This is a genomic window from Agrobacterium fabrum str. C58, from assembly GCF_000092025.1.
Classification (GTDB): domain Bacteria; phylum Pseudomonadota; class Alphaproteobacteria; order Rhizobiales; family Rhizobiaceae; genus Agrobacterium; species Agrobacterium fabrum.
Genome location: NC_003065.3, coordinates 176586 through 195058, shown reverse-complemented (window position 1 = coordinate 195058; position 18473 = coordinate 176586). Strand labels below are relative to the sequence as shown.

Genomic DNA, 18473 nt, shown 5'->3' with positions numbered 1-18473 from the left:
GATGGGAATTCGCAAACCCGCTTTGTCTGTCGGGGAGGCCAGGCGGCTTGCCGCCGCTCGACCCGAAATCGTCCATCCTTCTTTGCCTGTTGCCACCCAAAACTCGACCCTGCCGCAGCCGCCTGAAAATCTCGACGAGGAAGATCGACGACCTGCCCCAGCCACCGCCAAGCGTTGTCACAGCTCTGATCAGCAATCGATGCTGACCGTGGATGCTTTGAGTTCGACGACAGCGCCAGAAAAGATCCAGGTCTTCCTTTCAGCGCGCCCGCCCGCGCCTGAAGTATCGAAGATATATGACAACCTGATCCTGCAATACAGTCCTTCCAAGTCGCTACAAATGATCTTGCGCCGTGCGCTTGGCGATTTTGAAAACATGCTGGCGGATGGATCGTTTCGTGCGGCTCCGAAGAGTTATCCGATCCCTCACACAGCTTTCGAAAAATCAATCATCGTTCAGACCTCCCGCATGTTCCCGGTCTCGCTAATAGAAGCCGCTCGCAATCACTTTGATCCATTGGGATTGGAGACCGCCCGGGCTTTCGGCCACAAGCTGGCTACCGCAGCGCTTGCATGTTTCTTTGCTCGGGAGAAGGCAACGAACAGCTGATCTCTCAAAAGATAGGACCCATCCAATCACTCCGCAGTGCTGAGTTTTTCGGATAGTACCGAGGAAAGGCAGCTTTGCCAAGCCGCATAGCAATCTGCTCACGTTGGGAACAGATTGCTAAAGGCGAAATGCACCTCTACCTCAGGCCGCCATCACACCCCCGTACGAAACATCCACGTCAGCGTCAAAGAAATAGCCAGCACCTCTTGCAGTCTTGATCAACTGAGGGGTCGTCGGATCCCCCTCAAGCTTCCGGCGCAGCCGCAAAATGAGGACATCAATACTTCTGTCATACACCTCCTCCTCGCGTACCCGACTGGCGATCAGAAGCTGCTCCCGGGATAGGACGTCGCGCGGCTTCTCCAGGAAAGCAACCAGGAGATTAAACTCACCTGCCGTGAGTTTCACCTCACTGCCCTCTTCCGAAATCAAGCGGCGTCGCCTGAGATTAAGTGTCCAGTCAGCGAAACTAAATGAGCGTCGATCTTTGGTTCGCGCGACACTGGGCCGCACGCGTAACGCAACACGGATGCGCGCCAGAAATTCCCGCGTCCCAAAAGGCTTGGCAATAAAATCGGTTGCTCCCAACTCGAGCGCAATAACTTTGTCCGCCTCTTCGAGGCGAGCGCCGCTAATAATTATGATTGGAACATCGGACTTCGTGGCCAGACTACGAACAATTTCAAGCCCATCTTCGCGACCCAAATTAAGATCGACGACCACGACATCGACCGTCTCGGAGCAGAGTACACGATTGAACTGCTTGCTGTCGGCTACCGCAGTCACCTTAAAGGCATGGATCGTAAGATACTCGACTATAAGATGCCGCATAGCGACATCGTCATCGATGACAAGAACGTGTTTCAACGGTTCACCTCTCAATCTAGGATCCTGGCCAGCCATTTGCAGCTCAACAGAATTTATACACGTAAAGGTTGTATTTGCTAGACTCCACTCTTTAATTTTCTCTCACTACACGGGCATTTCGGCAAGATTTCGACCAAACCGCGCACGACAGAAATGCAAACTAGATGTCTCCGTTTGATGACAAAGATTGCTGAGCATTGCTACAAACGTAATTCTACAACGCGCCATGCGGCATTTAGAAACATGGATCACAACTACTGCTGGTTAAGAAGATCGCCTATTGTCTCACCGCGCCGACGCGCATCGGCAGCGAGCCAGATTTCGCCCACCTCGTAAATGTCACCGTGGGCACGGAAGGGTACGATGACATCAACTGCGGTTGCGAGCATGTCAATCAGGGTGCGATCTTCCAAGCTAGCCCCCTGAGCGCTGCTTTTCACGAGCGAAAATAGCTTTTTGAAACCTTGGACGGGATTGGCACCATGTATTGTGGAAATCGATCCCGGATGCCCTGAGACGACTTCACTCAGATAAGCCCACGCGGCATCGTCGCGTATCTCGCCGAGCAGTATTCGGTCCGGTCGCATGCGCAGGCTAGCCTGTAGCAGGTGCTCAGCGGTAACTGCGCCCAGCCCAGCCCCATTCTTAGAATAAAGCAGCCTTACGTGGTTCTCGTGTGGAATGACGAGTTCGAGCGTATCTTCGATGGTAATCAGCCTTTCCTGCGGCGGGATAGCGTTGATCAAGGTCTTGCTCATCGTTGTCTTGCCACTCCCGGTGGGTCCGCAAAGCAGCATCGTCAACCGACCAACGACACATGCGTGCAGAAACGCCTCCAGATCCCCGTTGTCATAGTACCGAAGGATAGCTTCATCATGCTGATCATGCCGTTTTTTTCGTTCCTTCCACTGATTCCACCTCGGAGCATCGTAACGGGACGAGACTTCTTTGAGACTAGAAACACGGGAACTTGGCCGTCGAATCGTCAAGCTGACGGTGCCCGATGGTACCGTCGGCGGCAAACAGATCTGCAGCCGCTCGCCGTCTGGAAGTTCAGTTGCGCAAAGTGGGTTGCGTGGTCCAACGTCCTGTTTTCTCAGCGCGCCTGCTAAAATAGCGATATCTTCGAGATCGTCATAGGAGACAGGCAAAGGGAACTTGAGGAAGGCGCCGGCCTGGCGCACAAATGCCTCCCCAGGTCGATTTATCGCAACTTCTTCGGTCCGCGGGTCATCGAGCCATTCCAAAATCGGCTTGAGAAGGATTCGTAATTGCGGATCCACCTCCATTTGTATCGTATCTCCATCTGTAAGTGATAAGTTGAATTCGTTATGGACGGCGATCCCGCCCCCGCGCCGCGCGACCAGCCATACGAAGCTGGTATATGCCTGAGAAATCGAGATCCCGTGCGACAAAAATGGAGACCGTGTCGCCCTGATTCTTCTTCAGGGTTGGCGGTATGTTGATCGTGGCCTTGAGGGCTGTGTCTGCCGTTTGTTCACCGTTATTCTGGACGCTGTTGAAGCTCGTCCCTCCACCCGAGCTGCCAGCGTAGGTGCTCGCTGCCTGGAAGGCACCTTGGACGACACTCAAGAGCATGGCCCCGCTAAAGCGCTGCCAGAAGTGATTGTCGACGGTGCCCGGCAATCCCGAGCGACCGAGTTCGTCAGCGCTTGGTGACGCAAGCGAAATCATGGCATGGTCGGGTGTCTCCGCCCGATCCCAGAGCACAAAAACACGCGCATCTCCCTGTTGCAAACCGCGCTGGATCTCGCCAACAACGGTGGTGCCGCGATCAAGAAGCACAACGTTGTTCGTTGTTCCACGAACATCCCAGGGTAACACGCATTTTACATAGCCTGCCAGACTGGTGTCGATTGCCGTTTGCAAGATACATGGAATAATCGTCCCCTCCGTCACCATGAAGTCGGGATGAGGCAAGAGCGTAGCCCTGGTGGGCTGCAGCTCGGTGGGCTTCATGCGTATCGAGAGATCATTCTCGGCGGACACTTCGACCTTCGGCAAAGGACTGTCTTCCCCATTGCCTTCGCGTCTTCGGTCCGTTTCGCCTTGTTGAACGCGCTTGCTGGTCCCTTGATCACCACTGGTGTACGCAAAAATCGGTGTTTCTTCCGGCCGCGGCTCATGCCGTTCCGGCTCACTTCGTGCTGGCGGAGGAGCAGTCGGCTGAACAGCTTCCTGGGCAGCCGGAGGATCAAGTGTAACGTCAATCGGAGCCGGATGAAATGGCTTGGTGTTCGTGGCGATCATGGTTGACGGGGGTGCGTCCCCGTTTTCCTTCTTTTCACGCCCGCCAAGCCAAATGAGGCTAAGTGATAGCGCGAGAACTACACCTCCTACGATCAACTTTTGAGCCCCCGAAAGGCGCCGGTGATGTGTGTCGGAGACCAGGGACCCCGACGCATCGACATCATGCGCCGATTGCTGATTGTCGTCGTTCATCCTCTCACCTCCTTTAGGACGCGCTTCACATCGGGCCTCACAGTGCCCGTCTCCGGCCTGCGGCCGACGGGATCGTAGGCGGTATTCCAAATGCATAATACCGTGTGGCCATCCCTCAGACGCCAACCACGGGAAACCGAAGAAATCTCGACATAGCTCCCTTTGACTGAATAGTTAGCGACAGCTTCCTTTCCATCCGGATTTATCGTGTAGATGGAGGGTATGCGTACATTACCTGGGAAGTGAAATACCGTCGTAAATCCATCATCGAAGACTTCGAGCGGCAACAGCGAACGATCGCCCTGAGCGACATAGTGCCAATTCTTGTCCTCGGCACCAACGGTCGTGGCAGGCTGCTCCAATAAACCCTCTGCTCTCTGTTGATATTGCGCTTCCGCACGTATACGGTCTGCAACAGCCTTCTCTTGTGCCGCCTTCTGGCGAGCCGCTGCGTCATCGGCAGGGTAAGCGAATTGTACGCTATAGTAGAGATCGGCCTGCTCTTTATCGAGGTGCGGCAGCGTCTTGGAAGAGATGCTGAAAACGTAGCGTCGCATACCGGCGTCACTCGCAGTTAGCACGACCACTGGCTGGGGTGGGAGAACCTTGCTAGCCTTGAAGAAAAGATAATTTCCGCGTGGAAGGGCCGCGAGATCTTTGCTATTGGAAACGGCAACAGCTGTCACCGTTTCGTTAGCCCCGAAAGTAACAACCAAAGTGGCTCCAACCGCCGTTGAAAGGCGCACCACTTGATCGGGATTGTAAGCGAGATAACGCATGCGCGGATCAAGTCTGCCCGCCGTTGGCGTGTCTTCAGCCCTCGCGCCAATCGCCGCAAAAAGTAAACATGCCAGAGTGAGAAATGCTTTTTTCGTCATGGTTCGCTGTGGCCTGCGTTCGAAACGGTATCTTCCGATGTCTGGTAGGAGGTGACAACCAAGCCTCCCGGGTTGGTCAGTCTCAATCTGCCGGGCAAGCTGGTCACCTTTTCATAACGAACCGTAGCAGTCCAAGTGCTCGCCATCGGCATTTTGCCGTCAACGATGAGGGTTCGCTTATAGCGAATTTGCTGCACACCCGGAGTAACATCATTCGAAGCGATGTGTTCGACCTCTAGCCTGCCGTGTTTGCCGAGGATGACTTGAGGCGAAGTTGGATTGGGATAATTGAAGAATTGCTGATAATTTTGGCGCACCATTGGGGCGCTGAAGTTCGAGACCAGGTCATAGGCATACTGGGCGGTATCGGCATCATAGCTCTCGCGCAGCCGAACATACTCCCACAGTGAGGCGTTAACGACGGCCTCCTCTTGAGTTGCAGGCAATCGGGAGACGGACACCTCGCTGTCAACGGTGCCATCCGGCCGTATCCAAAGATATACCGGCACAAGCCTGATCAGCGGCACCATGGTGGCAATTGTGAAGGCTTGCGCAACATTCCCCAAAACCGCGATGGTTGCGACAGCTGCAATGACCTTGGAGAGGCGCCGCGCTGATTTCGCACGCGCAGTTTGGAAAGCTTCCACTTCCTTGTAGTGCTCAGCCAGGGTTTCCCGCGCTACTAGCAAGGCGTATTCAGACCCCTTCATGGCGACCACCTACGTTGCTGAGCTGAAGATCTGACGGCGTAGGCTGCCATCGCCCCACATTCAGCGGGAATATTGGGCCTTTGCAGCTCGCCAATTTATCGTTTGTCTGGCAGCCGCCTAAAGCGAGAGCCAGGCACAGCAGGCAATATTTCATAGAGTTCTCCACCGACGTGAATTTTTTTGCGGGACCTAACGACGATCGACCTGAGCGAAGCGACGGTACAAGCTGTTGGCAGATTGGGTCGCGCCGCTCCAATAACTGCCTCCGATGTTGCCGGCGATTGCCGGCAAAGCGACAATGAGTGCGTCACCAGTCAGAAAGAACATGTCGAGTTCGTAAAGACCAATGATCTTGGCCGCGGTCGTACCGGCAAGGGTGATTACACCAAGCATAAGCGTGAGTGCAGTCGCTTCGGTTAGGATGACTATTGTCGCCACGAGGTTTAGCAGGAGAAGTAGGAGACCATAGGTGATAAGTTGCCCGATCCACTTTGCCGCGATGTCGCGCGTGCGATCAAAGATATATCCCGTGAGGATCAAAGGGCCGATCGCCAGAAGCACTTTCGTGAGAATTCCGACGGCGTCGTAGATTCCGAAGGCAGACCAGAGCGTGCCGTAAAAGACCCACTGAGCCCCCTGGAAAGCAAGGATGTCCTGGTCATTCATCGGGCCGATTTCAGATGCAATTCTCTGAAATGCAGCCTGGGTTAGGGCGAACATTGTATCGAGCTGAGCGGGAATGGTCTGCAGAGGCAGGCCGCTGCCACTAAACTGCTGAATAAAGTTTGGAATCGTCTCTTCAAAGACTGAAACCACATAGTCGTGGTAGTTGGCCTGCCCGACGACAAGGGCAACAACGACGGTGACCGTGATCACCCGAGTGATACCGCCGCGCGTGTCGATTTCGCCACGCATGACCAGAATACCCTGAACGATAATCCAAAGAGTGACGCAGGCGACCAATGGCGCGCTCACCGCCTCTTGGATCGTCCCAAGCATTGTGTCCAGGCTTGTCGTAAAGGCTAGATCGAAGATCGTATGAATGGCCGTAAACGGCGCCGGGATCGTGAAATTCATCGTTTGGACCTGACCTTGACTGGCTTGTCGCAGAATGTCGGATACAATGAACTCGCATCCTGAAATGTGCAGATGGGCGGCACGAATAAGTCGCCCAGTCTCAGGGGACGGCCCCAAAGATGACCGCAGTCTTTTGATGCTCCTTACGTTGAGCGGCCGCCTCTTCCGCCTCATGAAGGCCAGCCTGCGCGGTGGTCATCGTTAACAAGCTGGTCGCCTGTACATTTTGAATCATTGCGTCATGGATCTGCTTGAGAAGCAAACCGTTGGTAACGGTTGCCTGCATGATATTGCGAGAGCGAGAAAGCTGTGTCGAGGTCTCGGCATTCGCTGTTAAGCGTTTGTCCATCGTCTCCAGGTTGTCAGCCGCAATGCCCGCGCTATTTGCGGAACCGGTGATCTGCGATCGCAACAGATCCGCTTCAGCGTCGCCACCAACTACGGCGCGATCTGTATCGGTGGTGATCGCACGTGCCGTGGTCGACATTGGCATTCGCGGCGAAAACATTTCCGTGTCCAAGTCCCTGGTCGAGGGATACTGATTTTTTTGGTTGAGCGAAGTTAGTAGGCCGGTGACGCCATAAGCCGAGGTTAACATCGCCACCATCGTTATGGTCTGTTCGAGATTTGCCGCAGTCTCGAGCGCCGTCGCCAGCGTCTCAGCTTCCGTCGCCGGATCGCTGACAACGAACTGCGCCCGCGCGGGCCCGACCGAAAGAAGGCTGACGGCCATGGCCGCAGCAACAAGTTGCATGATCTTCATAGTTCCCCACCTTTGATCAATCTTTTGCCTCGTGGTAACGAGCCATAAATTCGCTGAGCCAGGCTGATGGGTTGTCCCCCTGTACTTTGCGAAGCTGATCCGCGAAGCGCACCGTGTTGGCGCGCCCCGAAAGTACGGCGACATATTCGCGCATTTCCCGCAGATCGAATTCGCAGACGACGCTTCCGCTTTCTCGTTTAAGCAGAAACTTCCGGCTACCTACTGCCATGTCTTCACGGATCGCCTGAAATTCCTTTTCAGTACATTTCAGTCCATCGATGTAAGCCGATCGATCTGCCGTGGGTGAAGGATAGAAAATCTTCGTCATACATTGCGCGACGAGACTGGCGCCTAGCTGCGATTCCAGGACATGCTCAGGTTGCTGCGTTGCCAGTATCAGCATCCCATTGTTTTTGCGGACAGTAAGCAGGAACTTGTCGACGACCGCCGCAAATTTAGGATTTAGCAAATAGGCGCGAAACTCATCGCAACTCATCACAAACCGACGGCCGTCAACCATGGCTCCAATGCGGTGCAGAAGATATGCTGCGGCGGCAGCGCATACTTCCTCATATTCGAGAAGATGCGTCATGTCGAAACCAGTAATCGAAGGATCCAACTTTACTTCGTCGAGCTCGCCGTCGAACGCCCAGCCTAGTGCATTGCCACGGCACCAGCGTTGGAGTCTCGCTCCCGCCCCTTCGGCGGGTCCATGCAACAAAAATTCGCGTAACCCCGCGATTGAGCGCATGTGGGGATCAAACGAGAGCTGCCGATGGATACCCCGCACCAGACGGCGATTTTCCTCGGGGGATATTCCTCCACGGCCATCGCTCTCAATGAGCGCCACGATCCATTCGCGCAGAAAATCATGTGAAGCCGCTGTATTTTCCAGGCCACGCAATGGCGCCAATCCGCTCGGCGCTCCTCTACGGAGCGCCAAATATGTTCCCCCGGTGGCGCGAACCAGCAGCTCACTGCCGCGGTCCTTGTCGAAGAGGACAACCGCACCCGCGCGGTCGACCATGCTCTGCTCGAGCATCGCGAGGATAAAGGTCATGAGCGTCGTTTTACCCCTCCCGATGGGACCGAATATCGCCGTCATGCCGACATCGTGCTCGTGCGGGATGTAGTCGAAAGGGGTTCCACCATTGGTACGAAAGCGCGCAATCGCGTTGCCCCAGTGACCTGAGCCGGATCCCTCGGGAAAATTCTCGAATGAGACTAAACCAGCGAAGTTGCGCGATGTGATCGCTCCCGGACGCGTGCGCCACTTATAGTTGCCTGGCAGCTGCGACCAATAAGCCGCCTCCATGCCGATGCCCTCTTGGACAACAACAGCTCCCGCATCCGCCAATCGCGTCCGGGCGCGGGCACCTCTATCTGCAAGATTATTGAGATCATTTGCATATATGCAAAGACTCACATGATGCGCCCCCAATACGAATTCGTTGCTCGCTAGTGCGTCCTCCGCCTCGGATAACTTGCTGATTTGGGTGACGGCTTTGTCGCCAGAACTCAACATTTGGCTGGACTTGAGGCTGAGCTTCGAGTGGGCTTGCGAGCGAGTCAGAAACGAGAAGCTCTGCGTCAGAACAAGCGGAAAATCGAGAGACAGTAGCACGTTGAGCATACCCGGTCGCGTCGTTGCGGGGTATTCGCGAAACGAGTAAATAGATCCCACATAACTATCTTTTGGTGTTCGGATCTCGAGTCCCCGCTTGCCGCAAATAACTCGGTCGGTATAGATCGAGGCGCCGAGCGAACCGCTAACGACGGGAACCGGCGTGAATCGACCAGTCATTATCAGCCGCAGAGCTTCTCCAACCTCCGTAAAAAGCACATCTTGCTTCTCACGAATACCAAGACGACGCAGGCCGTACGCTTCGAGAGCGCCAGCGACAAGATGCCAGAGATCTTCCAGGTTCCTGGTTTGAGCTGTGAGATCGTTTTCTTTTTGTCTGTAGCGTTTGGTGAACCTTCTCCTCACTTTGCCAAGCGCGGCCCGGGGAGACACGATCAGCGTAAGGAAGTGGTCATTGCGAAGGAGTTTGCCGGAGAGAACGCGCTCCTCAAAAGCTTCGCTCAGACTGGCGGAAAAAGCGCTGCGGAAATGTCGCGCGGGTGACGGCGGCACATCGTCATGACGTACGAGGTGAGCATATATTGACACATGATCATCAGCGATATTGCGCAAGAGCGTATTAAATGCACGGCAACGTGCATTGCGCATTTCGGCATCTTCGAGTTCGAAGGCCATGCCACTTACGTGCGCCATCGTCATGATCGATCCATCTTCTAGAAGGACAATATGGTCGCTGACGTGCCCGACGTAGGGTAGATAGACCTCGCCAGACCTTTCGGTTGTGCCACTTGCTCCGAGCATTACGCCATTCCTCTCCCTCGCGCGGGAACCTTGATTGGATTTGGGCTAACGCTTGCGCCGCCCCAAATCAGACCATCAACGCTCCTTCCCGCCGTCTGCAAAAAAAGTAGAACGACGCTGGCCGCGTTATAGTCTCGTTCCACCACAAGCCGCGCTCCGAACCACAAGGGCACGAGAACGACTTCGTACAGCGGGTTCTGAACGATGACGATGACAAAGCCGGCAAACATCACGAGTAGCCCCGCCAACGTCAGCGGCACGCCAAGAAACAATGCGGGCCGTGTCGCCGCCAAGTAAAGGGTTGCTTCTTCCAGACGATCATTCATTAGCCACCTCCAGTCAGCGTTTTGCCCAGGAAGCTGGCTCCAAACATGATGACAATGCCGCCGACGACGCCGGCAACGAGACCGAGTGAAGCGCGACCGAACATCCAGGAGATTCCGATGGCCACGATGCCAAGAACAGCGAGTGACTGGCCGAACGGACCAAGGATAAACGTGCATATGTTGTTAACCATTGTGGCTGGGTCAGTGCCGCCACCTGCAGATTGGGCCGCGGCCGGCCCAGAGGAGAAAATGCTCCACCCCATTGCACCGACCACGCTCGGCGCATAGCCGGATACCATGCGCATCACCGCGTTCGAGAGCGAGAGGCGATTCAGATGTACACGGTATCTTTCAAAGCATCGCATTATTGCGGACCTCCTTGATTTAAGTCGAACAAGAGTTGATCGTCGTCTTCGGATTTGCGGTTGTCCTCGTCTGGCGGCGGAGGCGGACCGGATGACCCGCCAGCTCCGCCCTCCGGGGAACGACGCTTATATGCCCCCCAAACATCCCATGTTTCCTCGGATCCCGGCTTCTCACGATCATCTTTTGGACGCGCGGTTAACGGGGGGACGAGCTGTTGAGCGGCCGTTTCAACTTTTCGCACGTAGCCGTTCGCGAAGCCGTGCGTGAAATCACCGGTGTTATAGGCGGAGATTGCCCGACGAAGCGACAATTGCTCGTCGTCAGCCGTGTTGCCGCCAGCGTAGCGGCTCCCAAGCAAGTTTGCGGCGACAGATAATGACGTGCAAGGTTGAAGGGCTCCGTCAGGTGTCAGACCGAGCACGGAAAAATTCCGGGAATTGATCTGCATGAGCCCAACATCCAGCGAATGCCGTGCTTCGAGACGGTCCATCACGACTTGCGTTGCTTGAGCCTGGTTCTGCCAGTGAAGCGTTTCGCCGGTGGTATTGTCATGCACAGCAAGCGGATCAAAGCGACTTTCGACCTGAGCGATCGCTGCAAGCGTAGATGGAGCAACGGATGGAGCGCATTCGCGTGCAAAATTATTGAACTCAGCAAATGAAAGTGGGGCAGCACCACTCGACGGGCACGTGGAGGCCAGTAAGATAATCGACAGCGGCCCTGTTGCCTTCAACATTCCCCATCTCCCCAAGCTCATAACCAACACAGCCACTTCGGTCGGAAGAAATGCTGTCATCTGATGTTCACGATTATCGGGAGGGTCGGTTACTCTAGGATTTTTGTTTTCTTCTTTTCGATTTCATTTGAAGCGAAAACGGCTTTCCATGCACTTAAGGGTGCGCCGACGAAAGATGGCTCTCTAAGACAACGGCGAGGATCTAGAATGCCGTCGAAGTGAAATTCCAGGGCGGAATGAACGGGGGATGGTTCCAATAAACTGTGGCACTTCGCAGGCTCCGATCAGGGTGTCGATCGCGCCATTTGCGTGGCGAGGGTATCCGCCTATGCCGACTATCCTATGTCCGAGCTCAGCGAACATATGTCTTGTTCTTCGAAGACGGTATCGAAGACCTCCAGCAGATAATCGCCAACCTTCGGGTCTCAGAAGACGCACCGCCACAACCGACTGCCCAAAGCGATTGCGAGAAACCATAGCTATAGGCGCGCCGAACAGACGTGCTGATTACCCTGGTCGAGTCTCCTGAAAAACATCCTCAACTCTAGGCTTTGATCTTGGTACGAATCGCGTAGGCCATCGTCCTGGAGGATATAGGTTTGGGCAGAAAAAGCGCGGACGTCATGTCATCGCTGGAAAGTGACATTTTAAGATCACTTCCTCCAATGATGATGGACGCCGTCTTGAAGGCTGCGTGCAAAGCAGTAGCACTCTGATTCTCGGGAAGAGACGATTGGTCAACTAGAACCAGATCGGCTTGCTTGCCTTTTGATATCCAATTGCAAAGGTCTGCACATGTCTTAAAGCCCACCGGCTCATAGCCCAGAGCGGCGATCTTGTCTTCGTACACCTCCCGCAAGACAGGATCTGGCTCAATCAATGCCACAATTTCTCCGTTGCCACGCGGTGTTTTACAGGGCCCAAAAAACGCGTCCGGGCTGACGGGCTTCTTCGAGGAAGGAGGTAGATAAATGTCGAAGCGCGTCCCTCGCCCTACGGCTGAAGTAACGTCAATATATCCTGCAAGCGCGCTGACATGACCGTGCACGGCAGCAAGACCTAGACCCGTGCCGCCGCTGCAAGAGCGTGTTGTAAAGAAAGGCTCAAAAATGTGGGGGAGCACAGTTTCGGCAATGCCTTCACCGTCGTCGCTGACAGAAAGAAGAACATAGTCGCCAGCTGGCATAACACCATGCGCCAGTACTTTCTGTCGAGATACAAAAATTCGGCTAACGATGATGTCGATTTGACCATCGGCGGTAAACGCCTGGGAAGCGTTCTTGCAAAGATTCATCAGCATCTGCTGAACCTCTAGCGGGCTTCCTTCGACTACGCTCTTCTTGTCGTCAAACTTGAACTTCAGCTCGATGTTGCGCTGCAATGCAACACGCAATAAGGGAGCAATTTCCATTACGAGTTCGGAGACACTGAACGGCTTTGTCACGCGTTCTAGTTTTCGACTTAGAGTCAAGATCTGATCGATAATGAGCCTGGCTCTGTCACCCGACGAAATAATTTGGTCAATGTGTCTTCGGGTGACAGATGACCGACGCAGCATGTTTTGCGCCATTTCAGCGTACCCGAGGATTGCTCCCAAAATGTTGTTGAACTCATGCGCTATTCCACCAGCAAGTGTACCAACTGCCTGAAGACGTTCCGCATGCTCTAATCGCCTCTCCAGAATATCGCATTCGGTCTGCTTACGCCGGACATCGATATAGTGGCAGAGGCAGGCGGTGGCGAGTTCAAGAAGCTGAACTTCGCCTGGACAAGATTTCAGACGATAGCCCTGGTAACCGAGGGAACAAATCGCTATCAGTTGATCCGTAGATTTGTGTGCCAGCAGCATAGAAACGCCCGGAGTCTCCGGAGGAAGGCAGCTGACCTTTCGCGTCGACATGATGCGGAATACTGACGCACGCTCATCCGCTCTGGCAAGAGAAACCATCTCGCGTAGCGCGAGGTCCTCCCAGACGGGCTCAGGCAGCTTCGCAGCGAAACTTTCGACAGCCCACCTGTCACCATGGTCCACCAATGCTAGTGCACACGATTCCGCATTAAAGAAGCGTTGAATAATTCCAAGCGCAGCTTGCGCGGACGAATTGAGGGACGACGCTGTGGCCCCTCCCCCCTCGAAACAAACCCCAATCTCTTTGATTACCTCTTCGTAATCCAAACGCCGCGTTAACCAAGCCGTTTTCCGACGCAGCCTATAGACCAGTGAGATGATGTAGATGCAAAGGCCCACCGAAACGGAACCCAAGAAGATCCGTGCCCGCTGCTCCCTCACGCTTTGCAAGCTATAGGCCTCCAAACACTTGCGCTCCAATCTTTCGGCAATTTCAGCGGTGTCGGAGGTCTGAATCATGTTTACGGCATCGTTCACACGGGGCAAAATCGACAAGATGACGCGACCCTCGCGTGCAAGTATACGGATAGGAACTTCAGCCCCACCGCTAGCTTTTTGGAGCATGTCGAGTTCGTGACTGATCTCCAACGAGAGTGCTGGGCTTGGCTGACGCACAAACCGCAGCATCAGGCTGCCCAATTCGTTCGAATTTTCGACCGTCTGATCCGTCGACGACATTTTGGGAAGAATACTAAGCGCGCGAGTGAAGCTGGCAAGCGAATCTTGCAGGAGCACGTTTTGCGCTCCGAAGGCTGCAACGGCCGCGTCGGTCGTATCCACAGACACCTTTAGCTTGTCGAGCAGTTGAGAGAAATCATTGCCGATCACAAGATGAGATTGTTTAAATAGTCGCTTCAAATTTTCCAGGTTCTTCCGCAAAGCTCCCAACCTGGAGATAATGGGCCGGTAGTTCGCCACCACACCCGCTTCCGCGCGGAGTACATCCCGCTGCAGCGAAGCACTGTCGATGTTAATAGCTCGCAATTGGGTCAGGATCGCCCGATTGGTTTCATTGTCCTGCCAAGACGTAATCGCCATCAAGGCAAAAATCATTGCAGCAACTACCAAGGCCAGGATAGACCAAGGCTTGGCGCCTGTCTTGAAATCTTGCCGAGACGGTGAATACCTTCCATTCATCCGCACTTACGTCCTCGTACCAGCGCTCAGTCCCACCCCGTTGGCCCTTAGGCCGCACAGTAGGGTTTGTAAATGGGTTTGAAGCAACAAACGTCGACTCAGTGTGTTTCAAATGAAACACAGCCTCGGCATTCCAATGGATGTTTCCGGTTGCCGAGGTGTTCTTTGACTCCGCGCGGTGGCTGGTAGGATCGATATGGTCAGGATGTCGCCGTTTGCACCGAGAAAAATGAAATCGTCGACATTAACAATATGGCTGATCATGCGTCGACAGGGCAAGTTGCTATGCTATGCGCAGCGAGAACTGCCGTGGCGGCTGCCGCGGACACTAGCGGATATTAGGTCTGTGTTCGTACCACCTTAGAGGCTGTCGGCTTCGAAACGAAGCCAGGACGTCAGCGGCATATGAGACCCAACCGGCTTTTTCGTGTGCATATCCGTTAAATATTCTTCAGCGGCATTTTTCGTTTCAGGTGACCAAGCAAAGCTGCAACACGAACTGTCAGGTGCTGACGGAGCATACCGCGCGGCCGATGTGGCTTCCCTACTCAAATCGCCTATCCGCTTTTCGACGTTGCGTTAACGGGGTCCGCTGCATTCACCATAAGCAGGTGTCGGGGCCAAACTCCTCAATTGTTCAGGAGGACAACGGGATGGAAACTCTCATGGCCGAATGAGCCGGCAACGTCAAAAATGTACGATTACAAATGTAGCGCGATATTAGTTCAGCAGATTGCGTAAAGCTGGTAAAAATCATGCAGTAAAACATCATAATCCGAATTGAAAAATCTGGTTTGGAACAGATGGGATATCCCATTAAATTTATATGAGGCGCACATGTTACTCCATCTCATCTACGGACCGACTTGCAGCGGCAAAACGGACATGGCGATCCAAATCGCACAAGAAACCGGGTGGCCGGTGGTTGCCCTTGATCGTGTGCAATGCTGTCCTCAAATCGCGACAGGTAGCGGAAGACCTTTGGAATCGGAATTGCAATCAACGCGGAGAATATATTTGGATTCCCGCCCCCTCACCGAGGGCATCCTTGACGCTGAGAGTGCCCATCGTCGACTCATATTCGAAGTGGATTGGCGGAAGTCCGAAGAGGGTCTTATTCTCGAGGGCGGGTCGATTTCGCTTCTCAATTGCATGGCTAAAAGTCCGTTTTGGAGATCGGGTTTTCAATGGCATGTCAAGCGGCTACGTCTTGGGGATTCGGACGCCTTTCTCACCCGAGCCAAGCAACGCGTTGCGGAAATGTTTGCCATCCGGGAAGATCGCCCCTCGTTGTTGGAGGAGTTGGCGGAACTCTGGAACTACCCTGCCGCTCGACCGATTTTGGAAGATATCGACGGATATCGCTGCGCAATTCGTTTTGCGCGCAAACACGATCTCGCAATCAGCCAGTTGCCAAATATTGATGCAGGGCGGCACGTAGAGCTCATAGAGGCCATAGCTAATGAATATCTTGAACATGCGCTCTCGCAGGAGCGCGATTTTCCTCAGTGGCCAGAAGATGGCGCAGGACAGCCTGTTTGCCCGGTCACGCTGACGCGAATTCGGTGATTCGCCGCTTCATCATTTGACCTGCGTGTTGGATGGCCATCGGCGGCGCAGCATCGGTCGGCGTCACCTCCAAGCGCGACATGCGGCGCGCCAAAGCTATTCGCACATCTTATTTGAGTAAGTGATTTCTTTCGAAGCACCTCGGCCGGCGCTCGGTCCTCGAGGGATTTGGCCGCTTCCGAGTTCCAGCAGTTGCAGATTTCGATTAGCCGGTGTCGGTCAGGCTTCAAAGTCGACTTCCATCAAAGTCATTTTGGTTACACGTCGACATTGCATCTCAGCAAGACGAGTGGCTGTGCCGACTGATATCGACCGATTGCCATTACGTACAGCAGGCTTATTCGGTTACATTTGAAACCAATTTTTGGTCTCCTGTAATCATTATACTGCTGATGGACTGCACATATCGTCGGTAAGCTTACATAAGGAGTACGATGACATGGGGCACCAAAAGAAATCAGACAAGCGCCTGGGCTACTCGCATCTGCGATTGGCAACTATCGACGGCGTATCCCTGCCTGATCTACAACTATCGCCCGACCGGCAGCAGCGCCCGACTTCGACGAAGAGGTCCTTTTTCGAGCAACTGCTCTTGGATTTTGCGTTCGGTTGCGAACTATTTTATCCGATCCAGCTATACGAGCATCTTGCAACGCGCGAGGGGGAAGACCAAGAGCGCTGACTCGCAAGTGAGAATAACGATTCGATAGATTTGGGAGAAATCCAACCAGCCGCCGCGCTCCTGGTTTGAAACCCAAGTCCATTGGATTTCCAAGTGCCACGATGAAAATTGTCGCCACGCTGGACGAAAACCAACGTGGTATCTCACTCGTCAACACCTGCAAATTCCAACTATAGGTCGGCGAGTGGACGGAGGATATCATGGACAACATCAATGCGACGCAAGCAAAGAACGGCTCGGGCACCTAGGCTTCAACAGGTGCGAACCTGCGCGGCAGGAACATCAAAAGATGGTGAGAAAGTCAATCGGGAACCTGACCGGTATACGGTGCGCCCAAGGCGCAGGCCAGATCTTGCTGCCGGTATCATATATGCTGACAACGCGCGCTCGCCTCCCAAAATCAACGCAATTTGACCGCAGGGTTCGCCCATCAAATTTGCTCCACAAAGGATTTCATTCTCCGTGTCATTATGCCCTTCGAAATGCTTTCGCATCGCCGCACTTGCAGCGGCCTCCATCGTGCTGGGCACCCAGATCGCAATTGCGCAAGAACCGTCTATAGGGTCTCAGTGGTTGAACACGCCGGCATCTCGAGTGGAAGCGCTTGCGGTTCTCCAGACCTTGAATGCCAATCTCCTGAGTAACGCCAGTGCTACGTTGACCCTTGACCGCTGGTGCGCCGGGCACAAGCTCGCACCGGAAGGTTCCAAGATCCTAGCTCAGCGTGTGCGCGGGCAAGCCAAGCCGGCCGATGATCACATCCGTGAACTACTGACCGTCGGACCCGACGAGCCGATCGCTTATCGCCGCGTTCGCCTGGTCTGCGGCGACCGCGTCTTGTCCGAGGCCGACAATTGGTATGTGCCGGCAAGATTAACGGCCGAGATGAATCAGGCATTGAATACCAGCGATATCGCGTTTGGCAGAGCCGTTCAGGCTCTCAATTTCACACGCACCAATCTATCTGCCAAGTTACTCTGGTCTCCTCTATCAGAAGGCTGGGACATGGACGGCTTGATTGCGTCTGGAAGGGGATCTCCTACCCTGCCGCCATTCCTGCTCGAACATCGTGCTGTGCTGAAACTTCCTGACGGCACGCCGTTTAGTACCTTGGTAGAAAGTTACACAAGCAAAGTATTAGACTTTCCGGTTCCACGCTCGCTTGCTCAGTAGTGTTTTGCGACGGCTACCGGATTCACTGCTCGAAAGAGAACGGATCGATACGAGTCATCCAGATCGCTTTTCAAGCTCAGGAGCTCGCTATAAAGGCGTGCTGCACAGGATCGGTTCGTCGTAACCGTGTTGAACAGCTGGCTGAAAACATCTTTGAGCGGGGCTGGCCATTCTGCCGCGCTCGCCCCTCGCATCATTCATGAACGGGCTGTCTTGGACGGCTGGCACTCATGTTCCCACGATACGTCAATAGGTCCCCAGTCGGATTGCAGAAACTGTTCGCGCCGCTATCGGCCAGCGGCTCCATCTCCTTACAAGAAACGCGAACGCAATTAGCAACGAAGAGGAACCCTATTTTTACAATGGCAGGTTGGTGCATCTGATATTGTTTGATCTAAAGCTAGATGAGGTCGGTTGTGCGTCGCGGACCGGTGCCTTCGCTGAAAGCAGCAAGGTGTGGAACTGGTGCTGCGTGATCTTAGAGCAATAGCGTTACCCGGCATGCAGCGGACGACGCGCTGCGCCTTAACTGCTTGTTTTTCTTCCCGTCCTAGAAATGCGGAGGCAACACGGATAGTTGTGGTTATCGGGAAAAACGATCAGGTTCAAAAACCTTTATGGAATGGGCGATTAATCGGGCCGAGGAGATTGTGTCGGCCAGGGACTGGATTTGCTGCGCTCGACATCCGAAGGTCATCGATGGAGCACCGATTATTGTACCATGCGCCTGACTATTGCGATTATTGAAGCGCTGATCGAAGCTCGCAATTTTGAGCAGGCGCCGTTCGAAAACGTTCAAAAGAACTGATGGCCAGCCGCCA

At 54.2% G+C, this 18473-nt stretch carries 17 protein-coding genes; 4 read left to right on the top strand and 13 right to left on the bottom strand.

Annotated features, from left to right (window positions below; all coding sequences use genetic code 11):
- The first annotated feature begins 1 nt into the window (after position 1).
- Positions 2-610 (top strand): conjugal transfer protein VirC2, encoded by a 609-nt coding sequence (locus ATU_RS23850; RefSeq protein WP_010891491.1) that lies wholly within the window; start codon positions 2-4, stop codon positions 608-610.
- 141 nt (positions 611-751) lie between these two features.
- On the opposite strand, the gene virG is transcribed toward ATU_RS23850, so the two are convergent.
- The 13 genes from virG to virA form a co-directional block, all read right to left on the bottom strand.
- Positions 752-1513 carry a two-component system response regulator VirG gene (gene virG, locus ATU_RS23845; protein ID WP_010891492.1) on the bottom strand — a complete coding sequence of 254 codons (762 nt, stop codon included), beginning with the start codon at positions 1511-1513 and terminating at the stop codon, positions 752-754.
- A gap of 218 nt (positions 1514-1731) precedes the next feature.
- On the bottom strand, positions 1732-2766 hold the full coding sequence (gene virB11 / locus ATU_RS23840; protein WP_010974918.1) for a P-type DNA transfer ATPase VirB11: 1035 nt from the start codon (positions 2764-2766) through the stop codon (positions 1732-1734).
- A gap of 40 nt (positions 2767-2806) precedes the next feature.
- Positions 2807-3940, bottom strand: coding sequence for a type IV secretion system protein VirB10 (gene virB10, locus ATU_RS23835; RefSeq protein WP_010891494.1), 1134 nt, complete (start codon positions 3938-3940; stop codon positions 2807-2809).
- Complete coding sequence (virB9, locus tag ATU_RS23830) at positions 3937-4818, bottom strand: P-type conjugative transfer protein VirB9 (protein WP_010891495.1); 882 nt, start codon at positions 4816-4818, stop codon at positions 3937-3939. Before virB9 ends, virB10 begins: the two co-directional genes overlap by 4 nt.
- The gene (locus ATU_RS23825) at positions 4815-5528 is read right to left on the bottom strand and encodes a type IV secretion system protein VirB8 (RefSeq protein WP_010891496.1); all 714 of its coding nucleotides are present in this window, start codon (positions 5526-5528) and stop codon (positions 4815-4817) included. The genes virB9 and ATU_RS23825 overlap by 4 nt, the downstream gene beginning before the upstream one ends.
- The gene (locus ATU_RS23820; RefSeq protein WP_010891497.1) at positions 5515-5682 is read right to left on the bottom strand and encodes a type IV secretion system lipoprotein VirB7; all 168 of its coding nucleotides are present in this window, start codon (positions 5680-5682) and stop codon (positions 5515-5517) included. The genes ATU_RS23825 and ATU_RS23820 overlap by 14 nt, the downstream gene beginning before the upstream one ends.
- Before the next feature lie 35 nt (positions 5683-5717).
- Positions 5718-6605, bottom strand: coding sequence for a type IV secretion system protein (locus ATU_RS23815; protein WP_010974917.1), 888 nt, complete (start codon positions 6603-6605; stop codon positions 5718-5720).
- Positions 6606-6705: 100 nt separating this feature from the next.
- Complete coding sequence (virB5, locus tag ATU_RS23810; protein ID WP_010891499.1) at positions 6706-7368, bottom strand: pilin minor subunit VirB5; 663 nt, start codon at positions 7366-7368, stop codon at positions 6706-6708.
- A gap of 16 nt (positions 7369-7384) precedes the next feature.
- Positions 7385-9754, bottom strand: coding sequence for a type IV secretion/conjugal transfer ATPase VirB4 (gene virB4, locus ATU_RS23805; protein ID WP_010974916.1), 2370 nt, complete (start codon positions 9752-9754; stop codon positions 7385-7387).
- Complete coding sequence (locus ATU_RS23800) at positions 9754-10080, bottom strand: type IV secretion system protein VirB3 (protein WP_010891501.1); 327 nt, start codon at positions 10078-10080, stop codon at positions 9754-9756. Before ATU_RS23800 ends, virB4 begins: the two co-directional genes overlap by 1 nt.
- The gene (gene virB2 / locus ATU_RS23795; RefSeq protein WP_010891502.1) at positions 10080-10445 is read right to left on the bottom strand and encodes a pilin major subunit VirB2; all 366 of its coding nucleotides are present in this window, start codon (positions 10443-10445) and stop codon (positions 10080-10082) included. Before virB2 ends, ATU_RS23800 begins: the two co-directional genes overlap by 1 nt.
- Positions 10445-11182 carry a type IV secretion system lytic transglycosylase VirB1 gene (locus ATU_RS23790; protein ID WP_010974915.1) on the bottom strand — a complete coding sequence of 246 codons (738 nt, stop codon included), beginning with the start codon at positions 11180-11182 and terminating at the stop codon, positions 10445-10447. The genes virB2 and ATU_RS23790 overlap by 1 nt, the downstream gene beginning before the upstream one ends.
- 544 nt (positions 11183-11726) lie before the next feature.
- Positions 11727-14228: a two-component system sensor kinase VirA gene (gene virA / locus ATU_RS23785; RefSeq protein ID WP_010974914.1), complete on the bottom strand. Its 2502-nt coding sequence runs from the start codon at positions 14226-14228 to the stop codon at positions 11727-11729.
- 837 nt (positions 14229-15065) lie between these two features.
- On the opposite strand from virA, the gene tzs reads away from it, so the two are divergent.
- The 3 genes from tzs to ATU_RS23770 all read left to right on the top strand — a co-directional run bounded on the left by tzs (position 15066) and on the right by ATU_RS23770 (position 17652).
- On the top strand, positions 15066-15797 hold the full coding sequence (tzs, locus tag ATU_RS23780; protein WP_010974913.1) for a (dimethylallyl)adenosine tRNA methylthiotransferase: 732 nt from the start codon (positions 15066-15068) through the stop codon (positions 15795-15797).
- A 439-nt stretch (positions 15798-16236) separates the two neighbouring features.
- Positions 16237-16479, top strand: coding sequence for a hypothetical protein (locus ATU_RS23775; RefSeq protein WP_045023278.1), 243 nt, complete (start codon positions 16237-16239; stop codon positions 16477-16479).
- A gap of 462 nt (positions 16480-16941) precedes the next feature.
- Entirely contained in the window at positions 16942-17652 is a 711-nt protein-coding gene (locus ATU_RS23770; protein ID WP_010974912.1) for a hypothetical protein, read from the top strand.
- Positions 17653-18473: the final 821 nt, after the last annotated feature.